This is a genomic window from Lentzea sp., assembly GCF_036380075.1.
Lineage (GTDB): Bacteria > Actinomycetota > Actinomycetes > Mycobacteriales > Pseudonocardiaceae > Lentzea.
Genome location: NZ_DASVFL010000050.1, coordinates 13,474 through 31,433, shown reverse-complemented (window position 1 = coordinate 31,433; position 17,960 = coordinate 13,474). Strand labels below are relative to the sequence as shown.

Here is a 17,960-nt window from a genome sequence, read left to right as displayed (position 1 = left end):
ACGGCACCACAGAGGCCGCCTAGCAGCAGCCCAGGGACCACGCGAAGCCGAAGGCGAGCCGTGTAAACCCCCGCACTTCCAAGCGACGCCGAAGGCGAGCAGTCACCCCTGACGCCGATTAGAGCCGGTGAACCCACCCGTTCTTGTGCGATTGGGGCTTGACTTTGGGTGCGAGGTGCTACCCATTTCGGGCTCGGCCGGTCGCGAAGCGTCCGGCCGTTTTCCGGCCGACTCAGCGCCTCGCAAGGGCCCCGAAGTCAAGCCCCAATCGCAATCGTCGCGCAGCGGCGATGCAACCCAGATCTTTCGTCCGAGGTGCACGACCACGCTGGAACAGGCACCCGCCCGCAACCCGCAACCACGCTGGAACCCAGCCACACAAAACAAAGGACCCCCAAATGCCCAGACCCAAAATCCTCTACGTCTCAGACCTCGCCTACCAGGCAAAAGGCCGCCGCTACTGCGACGAGGACATCCACCTGACCACCCACCTCCAAAAATCCTTCGACCTCGCCATAACCACCCCAAGAACCGCCACCGCCCTGATGGCAGCCTTCGACACGGTGATCATCCGAAACAGCGGCCCGGTGATCGACTACCCGACCGAGTACGAGGACTTCAAAACCCAGGCCAAAGCAACGAACCAACGCGTCTACAACCCGCTGACCGGAAAAGCCGACATGTCCGGCAAGCAATACCTGGTCGACCTGACGAACGACGGCTTCCCGGTCATCCCCACCATCGACGACCCACGACACCTCACCGACCTGCCGGAAGCCGACGAGTACGTGGTGAAACCGAAGGCCGGCGCCGACTCCCACGGCCTGCGGTTCGTGAAACCCGAGGCCCTGACCGACGTCCTGGCAGCGAACCGAGAAGACGTCCTCATCCAACCGAAGATCGATTTCCGCTACGAGGTGTCGTTCTACTTCGTGGACGACGAGTTCCAGTACACCCTCAACGCTCCGGACCCGGCCCACCGCTGGGAACTGGCGCGGTACACCCCAACCGACGAAGACCTGGAATTCGCGCGGAAGTTCATCGACTGGAACGACCTGGACCACGGCATCCAGCGCGTGGACGCCTGCCGCACCCGGGACGGCGAACTGCTGCTCGTCGAACTGGAGGACCTGAACCCGTACCTGTCGCTCGACCGGACGTCCGACGAGACCAGGGCGCGGTTCGTCGAGGCGATGACGACCTCGGTCCTGCGTTCACTGGCCTGAACAAGATCAATGCGAGAACGCCTCGACTTCTGCTCCTCGCGAACTGACTCATCGTGAACTGATCACTGCGCTCGGTGCGTATGCCACTTCAACAGCCGAAAAAGCGAGGTGACGTAGCTAGACGCACATCAAGAACCCCTCAACTACCCGTGACGTCGGGCCCGTCCTGATCGATCCTGTGACAGAGCACTCCTTGCCAGGTGCCTCCAGCGTGTGAAGGCCGAGGCGGAGGGGACTAGCCTGACTACCGCATGAGTCAACACCAAGAGCGAGATGGATAGAGGCGAGCGCCAGCCGTGTCCAGCAGCAGTCCTGCGTCACAATTCGGGCCGAACGAGTGGCTCGTCGAGGAGATGTACGAGCAGTTCCTCGCGGACCCGTCATCAGTAGACCCGGCATGGCATGACTTCTTTGCCGACTACAAGCGTGCGGGCGGCAACGGCAGTGCCGCCGCCACGGCGACCGCGGGTGGTTCGACCACGACCGCGACCGTGACGCCGCCGGCCGCCGACACCGGCAAGTCCGCGCCCGCCGCCGCACCCAAGCCTGCCGCGCAGCCGAAGCAGGCCCAGCCGAAGCCGGCGGCCTCGCTGCCGTCCACCGGCAAGCCCGCGCCGCAGCAGGCCGCCAAGGCCAAGCCGGTCACGCAGAGCGCGCAGCCCGAGCAGAAGCAGCTCCGCGGTGCCGCCGCCGCGATCGCGAAGAACATGGAGCTGTCGCTCACCGTTCCGACCGCGACCAGCGTGCGCGCCGTGCCCGCGAAGCTGCTGGCCGACAACCGCATCGTCATCAACAACCACCTGAAGCGGACGCGTGGCGGGAAGGTCTCCTTCACCCACGTCATCGGCTACGCGGTCGTGCGGGCGCTGCAGGCGTTCCCGAACATGAACCGCCACTACGCCGAGGTGGACGGCAAGCCGTTCGTCGTCACGCCGGAGCACGTCAACTTCGGCCTGGCGATCGACCTGCCCGGCAAGGACGGCAACCGCACGCTGGTCGTCGCGTCGGTCAAGGGCTGCGAGAACATGACGTTCACGCAGTTCTGGCAGGCCTACGAGGACCTGATCCGCAAGGCCCGCACGGGCGCGCTGACCGCCGAGGACTTCGGCGGCACCACGATCTCGCTGACCAACCCCGGCACGATCGGCACCAACCACTCGGTGCCGCGTCTCACCGCCGGTCAGGGCACGATCGTCGGCGTCGGCGCGATGGAGTACCCCGCGCACTTCCAGGGCACCAGCGAGCAGGCGCTCACCGACATGGGCGTCAGCAAGATCATCACGCTGACCAGCACCTACGACCACCGCATCATCCAGGGTGCGGAGTCCGGTGAGTTCCTCAAGCGGATCCACCAGCTGCTGCTCGGCGAGGACCGCTTCTACGACGACATCTTCGCGTCGCTGCGGCTGCCCTACGAGCCGATCCGCTGGGTCGCGGACATCCCCGAGGGCGCCGTCGACAAGACCGCCCGCGTCATCGAGCTGATCGACGCGTTCCGCACGCGCGGTCACCTGATGGCCGACACGGACCCACTGAACTACCGCCAGCGCAGCCACGCCGACCTGGACGTGCTCAGCCACGGCCTCACGCTGTGGGACCTCGACCGCGAGTTCCCCGTCGGCGGTTTCGCGGGCAAGGAGCGGATGAAGCTCCGCGACATCCTGGGCGTCCTGCGCAACTCGTACTGCCGCACCGTCGGCGTCGAGTACATGCACATCCTCGAGCCCGAGGAGCGCCGCTGGATCCAGGAGCGCGTCGAGGTTCCGCACGAGAAGCCGCCGGCCACCGTGCAGAAGTACATCCTCAGCAAGCTCAACGCCGCCGAGGCGTTCGAGACGTTCCTGCAGACGAAGTACGTCGGCCAGAAGCGCTTCTCGCTGGAGGGCGGCGAGACCGTCATCCCGCTGCTCGACGCGGTGCTCGACAAGGCAGCCGAGCACGAGCTCGACGAGGTCGTCATCGGCATGCCGCACCGCGGCCGCCTGAACGTGCTCGCGAACATCGTCGGCAAGCCGATCTCGCAGATCTTCCGCGAGTTCGAGGGCAACCTCGACCCCGGTCAGGCGCACGGCTCCGGCGACGTGAAGTACCACCTCGGTGCCGAGGGCAAGTACTTCCGCATGTTCGGCGACGGCGAGACCAAGGTGTCGCTGACCGCCAACCCGTCGCACCTCGAGGCCGTCGACCCGGTGCTCGAGGGCATCGTGCGCGCCAAGCAGGACCTGCTCGACCGGGGCGGCGACGTCTTCCCGGTGCTGCCGGTCGCCATGCACGGCGACGCGGCGTTCGCCGGTCAGGGCGTGGTCGCCGAGACGCTGAACCTGGCGCTCGTGCGCGGCTACCGCACCGGTGGCACCGTGCACATCGTCGTGAACAACCAGGTCGGCTTCACCACCGCGCCGGAGCACTCGCGGTCGTCGAAGTACTCGACCGACGTCGCGAAGATGATCGGCTCGCCGGTCTTCCACGTGAACGGCGACGACCCCGAGGCCTGCTACTGGGTCGCGAAGCTGGCCGTCGAGTACCGCCAGGCGTTCCACAAGGACGTCGTGATCGACATGGTCTGCTACCGCCGCCGCGGCCACAACGAGGGCGACGACCCCTCGATGACGCAGCCGGCGATGTACGACGTGATCGACCAGAAGCGCTCGGTCCGCAAGACCTACACCGAGTCCCTGATCGGCCGCGGCGACATCACCGTCGAAGAGGCCGAGAAGGCGCTGCAGGACTTCTCCAGCCAGCTGGAGCACGTCTTCAACGAGGTCCGCGAGCTCGAGAAGCACCCGGTGACGGTCAGCCCGTCGGTGGAGGCCGAGCAGCAGGTCCCGGCGAAGCTGCCCACGCACATCAGCCGCGAGGTGCTGGAGCACATCGCCGACGCCCACGTGAACCTGCCGGAGGGCTTCACGCCGCACGCGCGCGTCAAGCCGGTGCTCGACCGCCGCGCCAAGATGGCGCGCGAGGGCGGCATCGACTGGGCGTTCGCGGAGCTGCTGGCGTTCGGCTCGCTCGCGTTGGAGGGCCGCAACGTCCGCCTCGCGGGCCAGGACTCGCGCCGCGGCACGTTCGTGCAGCGCCACGCGACCCTGATCGACCGCAAGACCGGCGGTGACTACACGCCGCTGCAGCACCTGTCCGACGACCAGGGCAAGTTCATGGTCTACGACTCGGTGCTGTCGGAGTTCGCCGCGCTCGGCTTCGAGTACGGCTACTCGGTCGCGAACCCGCAGGCGCTCGTGCTGTGGGAGGCGCAGTTCGGCGACTTCGTCAACGGCGCGCAGCCGATCATCGACGAGTTCATCTCGTCCGGTGAGGCCAAGTGGGGTCAGCGTTCCGACGTCGTGATCCTGCTGCCGCACGGCCACGAGGGCCAGGGCCCCGACCACACGTCGGGCCGCATCGAGCGCTGGCTGCAGCTGTGCGCCGAGGGCTCCATGACCGTCGCGGTCCCGTCGACCCCGGCGAACTACTTCCACCTGCTGCGCCGCCACGCCCTCGACGGCGTCGACCGGCCGCTGGTGGTGTTCACGCCGAAGTCGATGCTGCGCCTCAAGGCAGCCGTCAGCGGCACCGCCGAGTTCACCGACGACCGCTTCCACTCGGTGATGGACGACCCGACGATCAAGGACCCGAGCGCGGTCACGAAGGTCCTGCTGTGCAGCGGCAAGATCTCCTACGAGCTGCACGCCGAGCGCGAGAAGCGCGGCGGCGGCGACGTGGCGATCGTGCGCGTCGAGCAGCTCTACCCGGTCCCGGCCCGCAAGCTGACCGAGACCCTGGAGCGCTACCCGAACGCGAAGGACATCCGCTGGGTGCAGGAGGAGCCGGCGAACCAGGGTGCGTGGCCGTTCTACGGCCTGGCCCTGCCGGAGCTGCTGCCCGAGCACCTGGGCACCGTCCGCCGCGTGTCGCGCCGCCCGATGGCCGCCCCGTCGGCCGGTTCGAGCAAGGTGCACGAGGTCGAGCAGCGCGAGATCATCACGCGCGCGTTCGAGTAACCCCGCCTGATCGAGGACGAGCCGCCGGATCCACACGGGTCCGGCGGCTCGTTTTTCCAGCCCCCACAGGAGTTTCCGCCATGTACCACACCGATCGCGGCATCGAGGAGCTCGAGAAGCGGCGCGGCGACGAGGAGGTCACCTTCGCGTGGCTCGCCGACAAGCTGCGGGAGTTCGTCGACGCCAACCCCGAGTTCGAGACGCCCGTCGAGCGCTTCGCGACGTTCCTCGCGCGCGACGACGACGACTTCGAGGACTGACCTACCAGGCGTAGGCCTCCGGCGCCGGCTTCGACCCGTTCGGCGCCGGAGCCGGGAACAGCTCGTCCAGCTTCGCCAGCACGTCCGCGTCGAGCTTCAGCTCCGCGGCGCGCAGCGAGTTGTCCAGCTGCTCGCCGGTGCGCGGCCCGATGATCGGTGCCGTGACGCCGTCCTGGTGCAGCAGCCACGCGAGGCCGACGTTCGCCGGGTCCTCGCCCAGCTCGGCGCACAGCTTCTCGTAGGCCTCGATCTGGTCGCGGTACTTCTCCAGCGCGTCCGCGGAACGGCCGGACGCCCCGCGCGACGCCGTGCCCTCGCGCTGCTTGCGCAGGACGCCGCCCAGCAGGCCGCCGTGCAGCGGCGACCACGGGATGACGCCGAGGCCGTAGTGCTTGGCTGCGGGCAGGACCTCCAGCTCCACCCAGCGGGTCATCAGGTTGTAGATCGACTGCTCGGACACCAGGCCGAGGAACCCGCGGGTGCGCGCGGCCTCCTGGGCCTGGGCGATGTGCCAGCCCGCGAAGTTCGACGAGCCGAAGTAGATGACCTTGCCCTGCTGGCGCAGCACGGAGAAGGCTTCCCAGATCTCGTCCCACGGCGTCTCGCGGTCGACGTGGTGCATCTGGTAGAGGTCGATGTAGTCGGTCTGCAGGCGCTTGAGCGACGCGTCGGCGGCGCGGCGGATGTTCAGCGCCGACAGCTTGGTCTCGTTCGGCCAGTCACCCATGCTGCCGTAGAGCTTGGTGGCGATGACCGTCTTCTCGCGGCGGCCACCGCCCTGGGCGAACCAGCGTCCGATGATGTTCTCGGTGACGCCTTCGCCCTGCTTCCAGCCGTAGACGTTGGCCGTGTCGAAGAAGTTCAGGCCGTGCTCGTGGGCGCGGTCCATGATCGCGTGGCTGTCGGCCTCGGACGTCTCGGGACCGAAGTTCATCGTGCCGAGGCACAGTCGGGAGACGGACAGGCCGCTGCGGCCGAGGTGGGTGTACTCCATGCCTCTCACATTGCCCCTGACTGACCGCCGGTGCCACGTGGAGTTGCTCCAGCAGGCTATTCCCACTCCCACCTGATGCCGTGCACGTGGCCCGCCCTGGCCTCGGGCACGAGCAGGTGCGCGGCGGAGGTGGTGCCGATCCACAGTTCGCCGGTGCCGACGTCCTGCCCGTCCGGTCCTGACCGGCGGAAGCTGTGGCACCGCACGGGAACCGCGTCGGGGTGGAACTCGACCTCCAGGACGTAGTTGCGCAGCGTGCGGAGGAACGTGCGGTCGGCCGACGAGCTGTCCGCGCCGGGGTCGGAGATCAGCCGCAGGTCGACGAGCGCGGTGTCGCCCGCGCGCAGCACGCGGTCGAGGATGATCTCCGCGACGAGCAGCTTGCGGTCGTCGTCCCTGCGCACCCTGCCCACGCGGCACGACCGCTCCGCCACGACGTCGCCGGGTGAGAGGTCGGTGTCGTCGGCGGTCTTCGCGAGGAGCATTCGGTCGACGCCGTCCTCGTACGCCTCGATCACGGCGCTGCTGCGGATCTCGACCTCCCGCCGGTCCGGGCCGATCAGCACCCTGTCCCGCACGCTCAGGTACCTCGCGGGGGCGGGCAGGAGCTTGTCGACGCGGGCGATCTCGCGGCCCAGGTCGATCGCGGCGTCGCCCCAGATGCCCTCCAGCGCGGTGGCGCGCTCGACCCACCTGCCGCGCGGCCGCCGGTCCCCCAGCCTGCCCGTCAACGCGCCGGGCGAGAGCTGCAGGATCTCCTCCAGGGCGGCGACGGCGGCGAGCGACTCCGGGCGTTCCGGACGGCTGCGGCCGCGGCGCCAGTAGCTCAGCGTCGACTGGCTGACCTGGAGGCCGCGGACCTCCAGGTGGTGCTGGATCCGCTCCAGGCTGAGACCGCTCGCCTCGACCGCCCTGGTCAGCTCCTCCGCGAACTCCGGCACGGTCGAATGCTACGGCCGGTGATCACCGGCGGGCACCGCCACAGTTTTGACAGATTTGACAACTGAAGTTTCGAACCTGTTATCCGACACACGACTCGCGTTAGTTTCTTGGTGTTCACCCGTTCATCACCGGCCAGGAGGAACACCCCGTGCGACCTGGCCCGATGTGGTTCCACACATTCTTGACGCGCGAATCAGGAATGCGTGCGCCGAATTCGACAATCGCGTGGTGAACACCTGAGCCCGCCGTCGCCGCCCCCCTGCAGCGGCGACGGCCGTCCCAGCGCCCTTGATGCGGAAGGCCGAATGCGGCTCGGCCGAGCGCGTCGCGGAACTGGGGGCGCTTGCGGTGGGAGTGGGAAGTAGCGGCCTACTCCCACTCCCACCGCACTCCATAGATCCCGGGCTTCGAGTTCCGCACGTGGATGTGCGTGGACGCGGTCGTCCCGATCCACAGGTCGTTGAGCGCGGTCTCCGGTTCGTGCAGCGAGGGCCGCGCGAACTGGAAGCACCGCGCGGGCACCGCGTCCGGGTGGAAGTCGATCTGCAGCACGTAGTCGCCCACCGGCCGCAGGAACCGCCGGTCGCAGACCTCGCTGTCCGCACCGGGCCTCATCCGCACCCGGTAGTCGACGAGCGCCGTCTCCCCCGCGCGCAGCACCCGGTCGAAGAGGACCTCCGCGACGAGGAACCCGGTGGCGTCCTCGCTGCGCACCCGCCCGAGCCGGCACGGCGGGCCTGCCTCGATGGACGCGACGCCGAGGTCCGTCGGGTCGGCGAGCTGGATGGCCAGGAACCGGTCGACGCCGTCCTCCAGCGCCTGCACGATGCCCGTGCAGTGCATCTCGACCTCGCGCCGGTCCGGCCCGATGACCTGCCGGTCCCTCACGCTCAGGTACGTCGACGCCGTCGGCTGCAGCCGGTCGATCCGCGCCATGACCTCGCCGAGGTCGGTGGCGCGCGAGTCCCACATGTCCTCCAGCGACATCGCCTGGCCGACCCACCGCCCGCGCGGCCGCCTGTCGCCGAGCCGATCCGTCAGGAAGCCCTCGCCGAGGCCGAGCAGCTCCTCCAGGGCCGTGACGACCTTCAGCGACTCCGGCCGTTCCGGCCTGCTGCGGCCGCGACGCCAGTAGCTCAACGTCGACAGGCTCACCTGCATGCCCCGCGCGGCCAGGTGGTGCTGGACGCGTTCGAGGCTCAGGCCGCTGTTGTCGACGGCTTTCGTCAGGGCCTCCGCGAAGTCCACCGCGCCACCGTACGGCCCTCGGGCCTGCGCCAGTAGGCCCACACGGAGGGTCGCGTCCTAGACGGACCTCTCGCCCCGACGCCACACCGCGTACGTCAACGGAACCCCCGGCCGGTACGCCAGGTGCGTGATCGACGGCGCGTCCAGCACGTGGAGGTCGGCGCGCGCACCGGGCCTGATCACGCCGACGTCGTCACGGCGCAACGCCCGCGCGCCGCCCGCCGTCGCCGCCCACACGGCCTCCTCGACGGTCATCCGCATCTGCAGAACCGCCGTCGTCACGCAGAACGCCATCGACGAGGTGTAGGACGAGCCGGGGTTGCAGTTGCTGGCCAGCGCGACCGTCGCACCGGCGTCGAGCAGGGCACGGGCCGGGGGCAGCGACTGGCGCGTCGACAGGTCGCACGCCGGCAGCAGCGTGGCGACGGTGTCCGACGACGCCAGCGCGTCGACGTCCTCCGCCGACAGGTAGGTGCAGTGGTCGACGGAGGCGGCGCCCAGTTCCACGGCCAGCCGCACCCCGGGGCCCTCGCCGAGCTGGTTGCCGTGCACGCGCAGGCCGAGGCCCTTCGCCTTCGCGGCCTCCAGCACCGCCCTGGACTGGTCGTAGTCGAACGCGCCCTTCTCGCAGAACACGTCCGCCCAGCTCACGAGCGGTGCGACGGCGTCGAGCATCTCGCCGCGGACCAGGTCGACGTAGGTGTCGGCGTCCTCGCCGGGCGGGACGAGGTGCGCTCCGAGGAACGTCACCTCGTCCACGTGTCCGGCGGCGATGCGGGCCGATCGCACCTCGTCGGCGACGTTCAGGCCGTAGCCGGTCTTCGTCTCGACGAACGTCGTGCCCTGCCGCAACGCCTCGGCGACGTGCCTGCGCACGACCTCGGACAGTTCGGCGTCGGTGGCGGCCCGAGTCGCGTTCACCGTCACGGCGATGCCGCCCGCGGTGTAGGGCTTGCCGGCCATGCGCGCACCGAACTCGGCGGTGCGGTCGCCCGCGAAGACGAGGTGGGTGTGGCTGTCGACCCAGCCGGGCAGCACGGCCCGGCCCTCGACGTCGACCCGTTCGTCGGCCGCCGGGGCCTCGCCCGCCGCCCCCACCCAGGCGATCTCCGAGCCGTCGACGACCAGCGCGTCGCCGGCGGACTCGCTGTTCGTCGTCAGCTCGCCGATGCCGGTGATCAGCACGCTCATGCCCACAGCTCCTCGATCGCGTCCGCCAGCAGCCTGCCGACGTCTCCCAGGGTCTCGTGCACACCACCGGACGCCACCACCCTGCCACCCACGACCACGGTGTCCACATCGGACGCCGTGGCCGACAGGAACACCTGCTGCGGCAACGATCCCGCGGTGCGCGGTGTCGAGCAGCTGATGGCCACCAGGTCGCAGGGCGCGCCGACCTCGATGCGGCCGCCGTCCCAGCCGAGCGCGGAGTGGCGGGTGGCGGCCTGGAGCAGCTCCTCCGGTGAGAACCGGCCGCGCTGCCCGGTGCGGAGCCGTTCGCCGTGCTCCAGCGCGCGGGTCTCCAGCAGCGGGTCGACCACCGCGTGCTGGTCGCTGCCCAACGACAGCGGGCTGCCCGCGTCGGCCAGCTCGCGGGCAGGACCGATGCCGTCAGCGAGGTCGGCCTCGGTCGTCGGGCAGAAGCACGCGCCCGTGCCGGTGCGGCCGAGGGTCGCGATGTCCCGCGGCGTGAGGTGTGTGGCGTGCACCGCCGTCGTGCGCGGTGACAACGCCCCCGCTTCCTCCAGCAACTGGGTCGGCGTGCGGCCGTACGCGGCGAGGCAGGCCTCGTTCTCCGCGGGCTGCTCGGACAGGTGGACGTGCAGAGGAGCGTCCGGGAACGCCTGTGCCACCGTCGAAAGCTCGTCCCGCGGGACAGCCCGCACCGAGTGGATCGCGGCCCCGACCCGCATCACGTCGTCGGACTCGAGCTCGCGAACCCTGGACGCCCACCTCTCCGCCGTGCCGTCGGAGAAGCGCTGCTGCACCTCGCTGAGCGGCTGGCCGATGCCGCCCGCGAGGTAGCAGGTGTCGAGCAACGTGAGCCGGATGCCCGCGTCCTTCGCCGCCTCGCGCAGGGCGTGGCCGAACTCGTTCGACCCGTCGTGCACGTAGTGGAACTCGCCGACGGCCGACACCCCGGCGAGCGCCATCTCGCCGTACACCGCGCGGGCCAGCCGGTAGTACGACTGCGGGGTCAGCCTGGACGCCAGCGCGTACATGCCTTCGCGCCACGTCCAGAACGTGCCGCCGCCGCCGTGCGTCCGGCCTCGCAGCGCCCGGTGGAACGCGTGCGAGTGGGCGTTCGCGAAGCCCGGCACGACGACGCCGTGCAGCCTCCGCACGCCCAGCGGAATGGTGTCCACTGTGGACACGCTCGCGATCAGGCCGTTCTCGACCCTGACCAGCACGCGGTCGGCGAGGCCGTCGGGCAGCCAGGCCCGCTCGCACCAGAAGTTCACGATGCGAGGTGTTCGATCGTGGCCGCCAGTGCCTTGACACCCTCGTCGACGTCGGCCTGTTCGGCGAACTCCTCCGGCGCGTGGCTCACGCCGGTCGGGTTGCGCACGAACACCATCGCCGTCGGCACGTGCGCGGCGAGGATGCCCGCGTCGTGACCGGCGCCGGTCGGCAACGCGGGAACGCCGCCGAGCGCGTGCGCGATGTCGTCCCGCAGCGCCGCGTCGAAGTGCACCGTGTCGCCGTACGACTCCTCGGTGATGCGCAGCTCGCAGCCCTCCTCCTCGGCGGCCTTCCGCGCCGCCTCGGAGATCTCCGCGACCATCGCACGGGTGCGCGCGTCGTCGCTGTCGCGGGCGTCCAGCCAGACGTCCACAGTGGACGCGATGACGTTCGTGCCGCCGGGGTTGGGGACGATCCGGCCGACGGTCGCCCGGCCACCGCCCTTGGCGGCTTTCCTCGCCGCCAGAACGAGGTGCGAGGCCGGGAGCATCGGGTCGCGGCGGTCCTCGACCAGCGTCGCGCCGGCGTGGTTGCCCTCACCGGAGAACGTGAAGCGCCACCGGCCGTGCGCGAGGATGCTGCTGGCGACACCGACCGGCACCGCCAGCCCGCGGCCCTGCTCGACGTGCAGCTCGACGAACTGACCGATGCGCTTCAGCGCCTTGTCGTCCCTGCCCACCAGCTCGGGGTCGTAGCCCGCCGCCTTCATGGCCTCGGCGAGCGTGACGCCGTCCGGGTCCTGGAGGCCGAGGGCCTTGTCCCTGTCGATGGCACCGGTGAGCAGGCGGGAGCCCAGGCACGCGACACCGAACCGGCCGCCCTCCTCCTCGGCGAAGACGGCGACGGCGAACGGCCTGGCCGGCGTGAAGCCCTTGGCCTGCAACAGGTCGACGGCCTGCAACGAGCTGGTGACCCCGAGCGGTCCGTCGAACGCGCCGCCGCCGGGCACCGAGTCGAGGTGGCTGCCGGTGACGAGCGCGTCGTCGCCGCGCTCGCCCCACCAGGCCCAGAGGTTGCCGTTCCGGTCGGTCTCGACGCCCAGGCCGCGCCGGACGGCCTGCTCGACGAACCAGTGGCGGAGCTCGAGCTCGGGAGCGGCGTAGGCGTGCCGGGAGTAGCCGCCGCGCTTGGCGTCCCGGCCGACGTCCGCGATCTGGTCGAGCATCAGCCCTCCATCGGGATGCGGACGCCCTTGTCGGCCGCCACCGACTTGGCCTCGTCGTACCCGGCGTCCACGTGCCGGATCACGCCCATGCCGGGGTCGTTGGTCAGCACGCGCTCGATCTTCTGCGCCGCCAGCTCGGTCCCGTCCGCCACCGTCACCTGACCGGCGTGGATCGACCGCCCGATGCCCACACCGCCGCCGTGGTGGATCGACACCCACGTCGCGCCGGAGGCCGTGTTGACCAGGGCGTTCAGCAACGGCCAGTCGGCGATCGCGTCGGAGCCGTCGGCCATCGCCTCGGTCTCGCGGTACGGCGACGCCACCGAGCCGCAGTCCAGGTGGTCGCGGCCGATGACGATCGGCGCGGACAGCTCGCCGGAGGCGACCATCTCGTTGAACCTGAGGCCCGCGAGGTGCCGTTCGCCGTAGCCCAGCCAGCAGATCCGGGCGGGCAGGCCCTGGAACTCGACGCGCTCGCCCGCCATCTTGATCCACCGGGCGAGCTGCTCGTTCTCCGGGAAGAGCTCGAGGATCGCCTTGTCGGTCTTCGCGATGTCGGCCGGGTCGCCGGACAGCGCCGCCCAGCGGAACGGGCCCTTGCCCTCGCAGAACAGCGGCCGGATGTACGCGGGCACGAAACCGGGGAACGCGAACGCGCGGTCGTAGCCACCGAGCTGCGCCTCGCCGCGGATCGAGTTGCCGTAGTCGAACACCTCGGCGCCGCGGTCCAGGAACCCGACCATCGCCTCGACGTGTGCGGCCATCGAGGCACGGGCGCGGTCGGTGAACTCCTCCGGCTTCGCGGCGGCGTACTCCTGCCAGTCCTCCAGCGCCACGCCCACCGGCAGGTACGCCAACGGGTCGTGGGCCGATGTCTGGTCCGTGACGATGTCCACGGCGACCTCGCGGCGCAGCAGCTCGGGCAGGATCTCCGCCGCGTTGCCCACCACACCGACGGACACGGCCTCACCGGCGGCCTTCGCGGCCAGCACACGTTCGATCGCCGAGTCCAGGTCTGAGGCGATCTCGTCCAGGTAGCGGGTCTCCACCCGGCGCTGCGCGCGCTGCGGGTCGACCTCGACGCACAACGCGACGCCCTCGTTCATCGTCACGGCCAGCGGCTGCGCGCCACCCATCCCTCCCAGGCCGGCGGTGACGGTGAGCGTGCCCTTCAACGTGCCGTTGAAGCGCTTGGTCGCCACGGCGGCGAACGTCTCGAAGGTGCCCTGGAGGATGCCCTGGGTGCCGATGTAGATCCACGACCCGGCGGTCATCTGCCCGTACATCGTGAGGCCCTCGGCCTCCAGGCGGCGGAACTCGGGCCAGTTCGCCCAGTCCGGCACGAGGTTCGAGTTCGCGATGAGCACGCGCGGCGCCCACTCGTGCGTGCGCATGACGCCGACCGGACGGCCGGACTGCACGAGCAGCGTCTCGTCGGCCTCCAGGTTCTTCAGCTCGCGGGAGATGGCGTCGAACGACGGCCAGTCGCGCGCGGCCTTGCCCGTGCCGCCGTAGACGACGAGGTCCTCGGGGCGCTCGGCCACGTCGGGGTCGAGGTTGTTGTGGAACATCCGCAGAGCGGCCTCGGTCGACCACTGCTTGGCGGTCAGCTCGGTGCCTCGGTCAGCGCGAACGGTCGTCATGACAGTGCTCCACTTCGAATCAGGGCCTCGGCGGCGGCGATCTCGGGCGCGAGGTGGCGGTCGGGGCCGGGCCCCTGGACCGTCTCGCGCAGCTTCGCCACGGCGGCGGCCGTCGCGGGGGCGGGCTTGAGGGGCGCGCGCAGGTCGAGCGCCCGCGCGGCGGTGAGCAGCTCGACGGCCAGCACGGTGGTGAGCCCGTCCACGGCCTTGCGCAGCTTGCGGGCGGCGGACCAGCCCATCGACACGTGGTCCTCCTGCATCGCGGAGGACGGGATCGAGTCGACGGACGCCGGCACGGCCAGGCGCTTGAGCTCGGACACGATCGCGGCCTGCGTGTACTGGGCGATCATGTGGCCGGAGTCGACGCCGGGGTCGTCGGCGAGGAACGGCGGCAGGCCGTGCGAGCGCGAGACGTCGAGCATGCGGTCGGTGCGCCGCTCGGCGATCGAGGCCACGTCCGCGAGCGGGATGGCGAGGAAGTCCAGCACGTACGCGACGGGCGCGCCGTGGAAGTTGCCGTTCGACTCGACCCGGCCGTCCGCCAGCACCACCGGGTTGTCGATCACCGACGACAGCTCGCGGTCCGCCACCGTCGCCGCGTAGGCCACCGTGTCGCGGGCGGCGCCGTGGACCTGCGGTGAGCAGCGCAGCGAGTACGCGTCCTGCACGCGGGTGCAGTCGGGGCCGCGGTGCGAGGCGACGATCTCGGAGTCGCGCAGGAACGCGAGCATCCTGGCGGCGGAGACGTTCTGGCCGGGGTGCGGGCGCAGCGCGTGCAGCTCGGGTTCGAAGACCCGGTCGGTGCCGAGCAGCGCCTCGACGCTCATGGCGGCGGTGAGGTCGGCGACGTCGAGCAGCCGGGTGAAGTCGGCGATCGCCAGCGACAGCATGCCGAGCATGCCGTCGGTGCCGTTGATCAGCGCGAGGCCTTCCTTCTCCGCCAGCCGCACGGGCTCGATCCCGGCCTCCGCCAGCGCCTCGGCGGCGGGGACGAGCTCGTCGCGCGAGTTGCGGACCATGCCCTCGCCCATCAACGCCAGCGCGCTGGCGGACAACGGCGCGAGGTCACCGGAACAGCCCAGCGACCCGAACTCGTGCACGACGGGCGTGATGCCGGCGTTCAGCATCCCGGCCATCGCGTCCACAGTGGACAACCGCACGCCGGTGTGGCCGGTCGAAAGGGTGCGCAGGCGCAGCAGCATCAGCGCGCGCACGACCTCGCGTTCGACCTCGGGACCGGACCCGGCGGCGTGCGAGCGGATCAGCGACCGCTGGAGCTGGGCACGACGGTCCGGCGGGATGTGCCGGACGGCGAGCGCGCCGAACCCGGTCGAGACGCCGTAGGTGGGGCGTTCGGCCGTGGCGAGCTGGTCGATGTGGCCGCGGGCGGTGGTGACCGCCTCCCTGGCCGCCGCGGTGATCTCCACCGGAGCGCCGTCGCGGGCGACGGCATGAACGTCCTCGAGGGTCAGAGGCTTGGGACCCAGCTCCACCGGTTGTCGCATGCAGACATCACAGCGCTCCGGGGCCGACTCAGCGACCCCGGAGCGCGGGATGGCGTCTGGCATCCCAGACGGGAGCTAAAGCCCCTTGCCGAGCCAGTTCGTGTCCGGGTGGTCCATGTGCTGCATCGACACCCGGTTGGCGGTGCTCACCAGGGCCTCGTTGCTCTCCGACTCCCCGGCCACGGTGAGCCAGAGCCCGCTGTCCTGCACCACCAGCTGACCGTGCCCGACGAGGGCGCCCTGCTTGCCGCGAACGGCCACCGGCGTGCCCTCGGTCTTCGCCGGAGCGGTCGTCGAGAGCGTCACCACGTACTGCTCGGAGCGCCACTGCGACGTCCACCGGTTCAGCGTGCTGCCCCAGATGTCGCTCGCGGGCCTGCCGTCGAGCGAGAACGGCGCCAGGTAGCGCAGCTTCGCGTCCGACCGCACCGAGTCCGCGATCCTCAGCGCGGTTCCCCGGGCGTCGGCCTGGCCCCGCACCGACACGCTGAGCACGTCCTGCGCCTGCCACAGGACCTCGGTCGTCGGGGTGGGCGACTGGCCCTGGACCGTCCTCGACCAGGCCTTCAGCCCGCGGACGCTCGTCTCCTGCCACCCGGTGAGGTCCGGCAGGTCCTTGGAGCTGCGCAGGCTGACGCGGGCGTCGCCCGTCTGCTCGGTCGGGTCTTTCTCCTTGTCGGCCTCCGCCACCCAGACGCGGGTGGTGTCGTCGCCGACGCTGCGGAACGTCTCGACGTACCCGGCCGGCAGCCAGTGCGGCGTGTACCTGATCTCGGCGCCCTGACCGGCCGGCATGAGCGCGGCGGCGGCGTTGTCCGAGGTCGGCGTGTACCTGTCGCTCGCCATCATCCCGGCGAAGACCAGGACGGCGACGGCCGCCACGCCGGCGGTGGCCATCAGGAAGATGTTGCTGCGCTGCTGTTTGCGCTTGCGCCGCAGGGCGTTGAGCGTGGGCCCGGGATGCGGCGTGCGTTCGGCGAGCTGGCCGAGCGCGTCCTTGATCAGCTGTTCGGTCTCGTTCACGACAGGCCCTCCCCGAGCCGGGACCCGACACCAGCGGGTTCCGGCGTGTGTTCCATGCGGAGTGTGGCCAGCGCACGTGAGATGTGGCTGCGCACGGTTCCCTCGGCACAACCGAGCATCTGTGCGATCTCCGAGTCCTCGTAGTTCTCGTAGTAGCGGAGCACGACCGCGGCCCGCTGTTTGCGGGGCAGCTTCGCGATCCGCTGCAACATGGCTTCCCGCTCGTCGTAGTGGTGCGTCGTGTCGGAGACGGGCGGGGTGACGGACTCCAGGGTTGTCATGCAGAGGGCGACGTCCTTGGCGGCCCTGCGTCTGCGCCACGAGAGGTACTCGTTGGTCACCATGCGCTTGACGTAGGCGTGAGGGAGGTCGACGGATCCGATGCGGTCCCACTTCTGCTGCGCGCGCAGCAGCACTTCCTGGACCACGTCCTGGGCCAGGTGCGGGTCGCACGTGAGCACGGTGGCATAGCGCAGCAACGGGGTCACCTGTTCTGCCACGAAGTCATCGAAACTCGGTGTCAATCCCGACCCCCTTCAAAACCGTCACACCCCTATGACGCACTCCGGGCCTGTTCTGTTGAGTGTGCCCTGATGTAGTAATGGCGTGGGCTGGATCACGTGGGAAAATCACCTCCGTGGGCAGCAGCAGTGACGTTCCCGCGCTGAGGCGAGGGCTGGCGGTGCTCCGGCTGCTGGCGGGCAGGCCGGGACCCGTCTCGGCGGCGTCCGTGGCGCGCGAGCTGAACCTGCCCAGGTCAACGACCTACCACCTGCTCTCGGAACTGACCGAGGCCGGCTTCGCGACCCACTTCCCCGAGGAGAAGCGCTACGGCCTGGGCGTCGCGTCGTTCGAGCTGGGCTCCGCCTACCTGCGCCACGACCCGCTGGAGCGCCTCGCGCGCCCTCTGTTGCGCAAGCTGGCCGATCGGATGGAAAAGGTCGCGCATCTGGGTGTCCTCCACGGCGCCGAGGCCCTGTACCTGGTACGCGAACAGCCCCGGCAACCCCAGACGATCGTGTCCGACGTCGGCGTCCGCCTGCCGGCCCATCTGACGGCCTCCGGCCGCGCGATGCTCGCCCACGTGCCTCCGGCGCAGGTCAGGGCACTGTTCCCGTCCGTCGAGTCGTTCGTCGACCGCACCGGCCGCGGCCCGCACAACCTCCCGGCGCTGCGCCGGCTGCTGACCGCCGAACGCCGGCAGGGCTGGGCGGTCGAGGACGGGTACGTGACGGTCGGGTTCGCCTCGGTGGCGGCGCCGGTGTTCGACCACGGCGAGCGGCCGATCGCGGCCATCACGGTGACGTTCCGGCACCTGTGCGACACGCCCTGCGGGCAGACCTGGCCCGACCTGGCCAAGGAGGTCAGGAAGGCGGCGGACGAGCTGACGGTGCGGATCGGCGGGCACGTGGCCACGGGATAGTCGTTCTGGCCGTGCAAGCGAAAACCGCCGGCCTGCACCCGTAGGACGGGTGCGGGCCGGCGGTTCCCGG

General features: G+C 70.4%; 14 protein-coding genes. 4 read left to right on the top strand and 10 right to left on the bottom strand.

What is annotated here, in order from left to right:
- Positions 1–398: 398 nt before the first annotated feature.
- From VF330_RS06275 to VF330_RS06265, 3 genes are all read left to right on the top strand, one after another.
- The gene (locus VF330_RS06275) at positions 399–1,226 is read left to right on the top strand and encodes a hypothetical protein (protein WP_330850542.1); all 828 of its coding nucleotides are present in this window, start codon (positions 399–401) and stop codon (positions 1,224–1,226) included.
- A 296-nt stretch (positions 1,227–1,522) separates the two neighbouring features.
- A complete protein-coding gene (locus VF330_RS06270) occupies positions 1,523–5,224 on the top strand; it encodes a multifunctional oxoglutarate decarboxylase/oxoglutarate dehydrogenase thiamine pyrophosphate-binding subunit/dihydrolipoyllysine-residue succinyltransferase subunit (RefSeq protein WP_330850541.1) in 3,702 nt (1,233 codons plus the stop codon).
- An 80-nt stretch (positions 5,225–5,304) separates the two neighbouring features.
- Positions 5,305–5,484: a DUF6104 family protein gene (locus tag VF330_RS06265; RefSeq protein ID WP_330850540.1), complete on the top strand. Its 180-nt coding sequence runs from the start codon at positions 5,305–5,307 to the stop codon at positions 5,482–5,484.
- Between the two features lies 1 nt (position 5,485).
- Here VF330_RS06265 and VF330_RS06260 read toward each other — a convergent pair whose 3' ends face one another.
- The 10 genes from VF330_RS06260 to VF330_RS06215 all read right to left on the bottom strand — a co-directional run bounded on the left by VF330_RS06260 (position 5,486) and on the right by VF330_RS06215 (position 16,991).
- Complete coding sequence (locus tag VF330_RS06260) at positions 5,486–6,478, bottom strand: aldo/keto reductase (RefSeq protein ID WP_330850539.1); 993 nt, start codon at positions 6,476–6,478, stop codon at positions 5,486–5,488.
- Positions 6,479–6,534: 56 nt separating this feature from the next.
- Positions 6,535–7,419, bottom strand: coding sequence for an XRE family transcriptional regulator (locus tag VF330_RS06255; RefSeq protein ID WP_330850538.1), 885 nt, complete (start codon positions 7,417–7,419; stop codon positions 6,535–6,537).
- A gap of 370 nt (positions 7,420–7,789) precedes the next feature.
- On the bottom strand, positions 7,790–8,668 hold the full coding sequence (locus tag VF330_RS06250; protein WP_330850537.1) for a hypothetical protein: 879 nt from the start codon (positions 8,666–8,668) through the stop codon (positions 7,790–7,792).
- Positions 8,669–8,725: 57 nt separating this feature from the next.
- Positions 8,726–9,859, bottom strand: coding sequence for an imidazolonepropionase (gene hutI, locus VF330_RS06245; RefSeq protein ID WP_330850536.1), 1,134 nt, complete (start codon positions 9,857–9,859; stop codon positions 8,726–8,728).
- The gene (locus tag VF330_RS06240; RefSeq protein ID WP_330850544.1) at positions 9,856–11,133 is read right to left on the bottom strand and encodes a formimidoylglutamate deiminase; all 1,278 of its coding nucleotides are present in this window, start codon (positions 11,131–11,133) and stop codon (positions 9,856–9,858) included. Before VF330_RS06240 ends, hutI begins: the two co-directional genes overlap by 4 nt.
- Positions 11,127–12,296: an allantoate amidohydrolase gene (locus VF330_RS06235; RefSeq protein ID WP_330850535.1), complete on the bottom strand. Its 1,170-nt coding sequence runs from the start codon at positions 12,294–12,296 to the stop codon at positions 11,127–11,129. The genes VF330_RS06240 and VF330_RS06235 overlap by 7 nt, the downstream gene beginning before the upstream one ends.
- Positions 12,296–13,939 (bottom strand): urocanate hydratase, encoded by a 1,644-nt coding sequence (gene hutU / locus VF330_RS06230; protein ID WP_330850534.1) that lies wholly within the window; start codon positions 13,937–13,939, stop codon positions 12,296–12,298. Before hutU ends, VF330_RS06235 begins: the two co-directional genes overlap by 1 nt.
- Positions 13,936–15,444, bottom strand: a complete 1,509-nt coding sequence (gene hutH / locus VF330_RS06225) for a histidine ammonia-lyase (RefSeq protein WP_330850533.1) — start codon at positions 15,442–15,444, stop codon at positions 13,936–13,938. The genes hutU and hutH overlap by 4 nt, the downstream gene beginning before the upstream one ends.
- Before the next feature lie 75 nt (positions 15,445–15,519).
- Positions 15,520–16,467, bottom strand: coding sequence for a hypothetical protein (locus VF330_RS06220; RefSeq protein WP_330850532.1), 948 nt, complete (start codon positions 16,465–16,467; stop codon positions 15,520–15,522).
- The gene (locus VF330_RS06215) at positions 16,464–16,991 is read right to left on the bottom strand and encodes a SigE family RNA polymerase sigma factor (RefSeq protein WP_330850531.1); all 528 of its coding nucleotides are present in this window, start codon (positions 16,989–16,991) and stop codon (positions 16,464–16,466) included. The genes VF330_RS06220 and VF330_RS06215 overlap by 4 nt, the downstream gene beginning before the upstream one ends.
- A 113-nt stretch (positions 16,992–17,104) precedes the next feature.
- Between VF330_RS06215 and VF330_RS06210 the strand changes: the two genes are divergently transcribed.
- Positions 17,105–17,890 carry an IclR family transcriptional regulator gene (locus VF330_RS06210; RefSeq protein ID WP_330850530.1) on the top strand — a complete coding sequence of 262 codons (786 nt, stop codon included), beginning with the start codon at positions 17,105–17,107 and terminating at the stop codon, positions 17,888–17,890.
- Positions 17,891–17,960 lie beyond the last annotated feature (70 nt).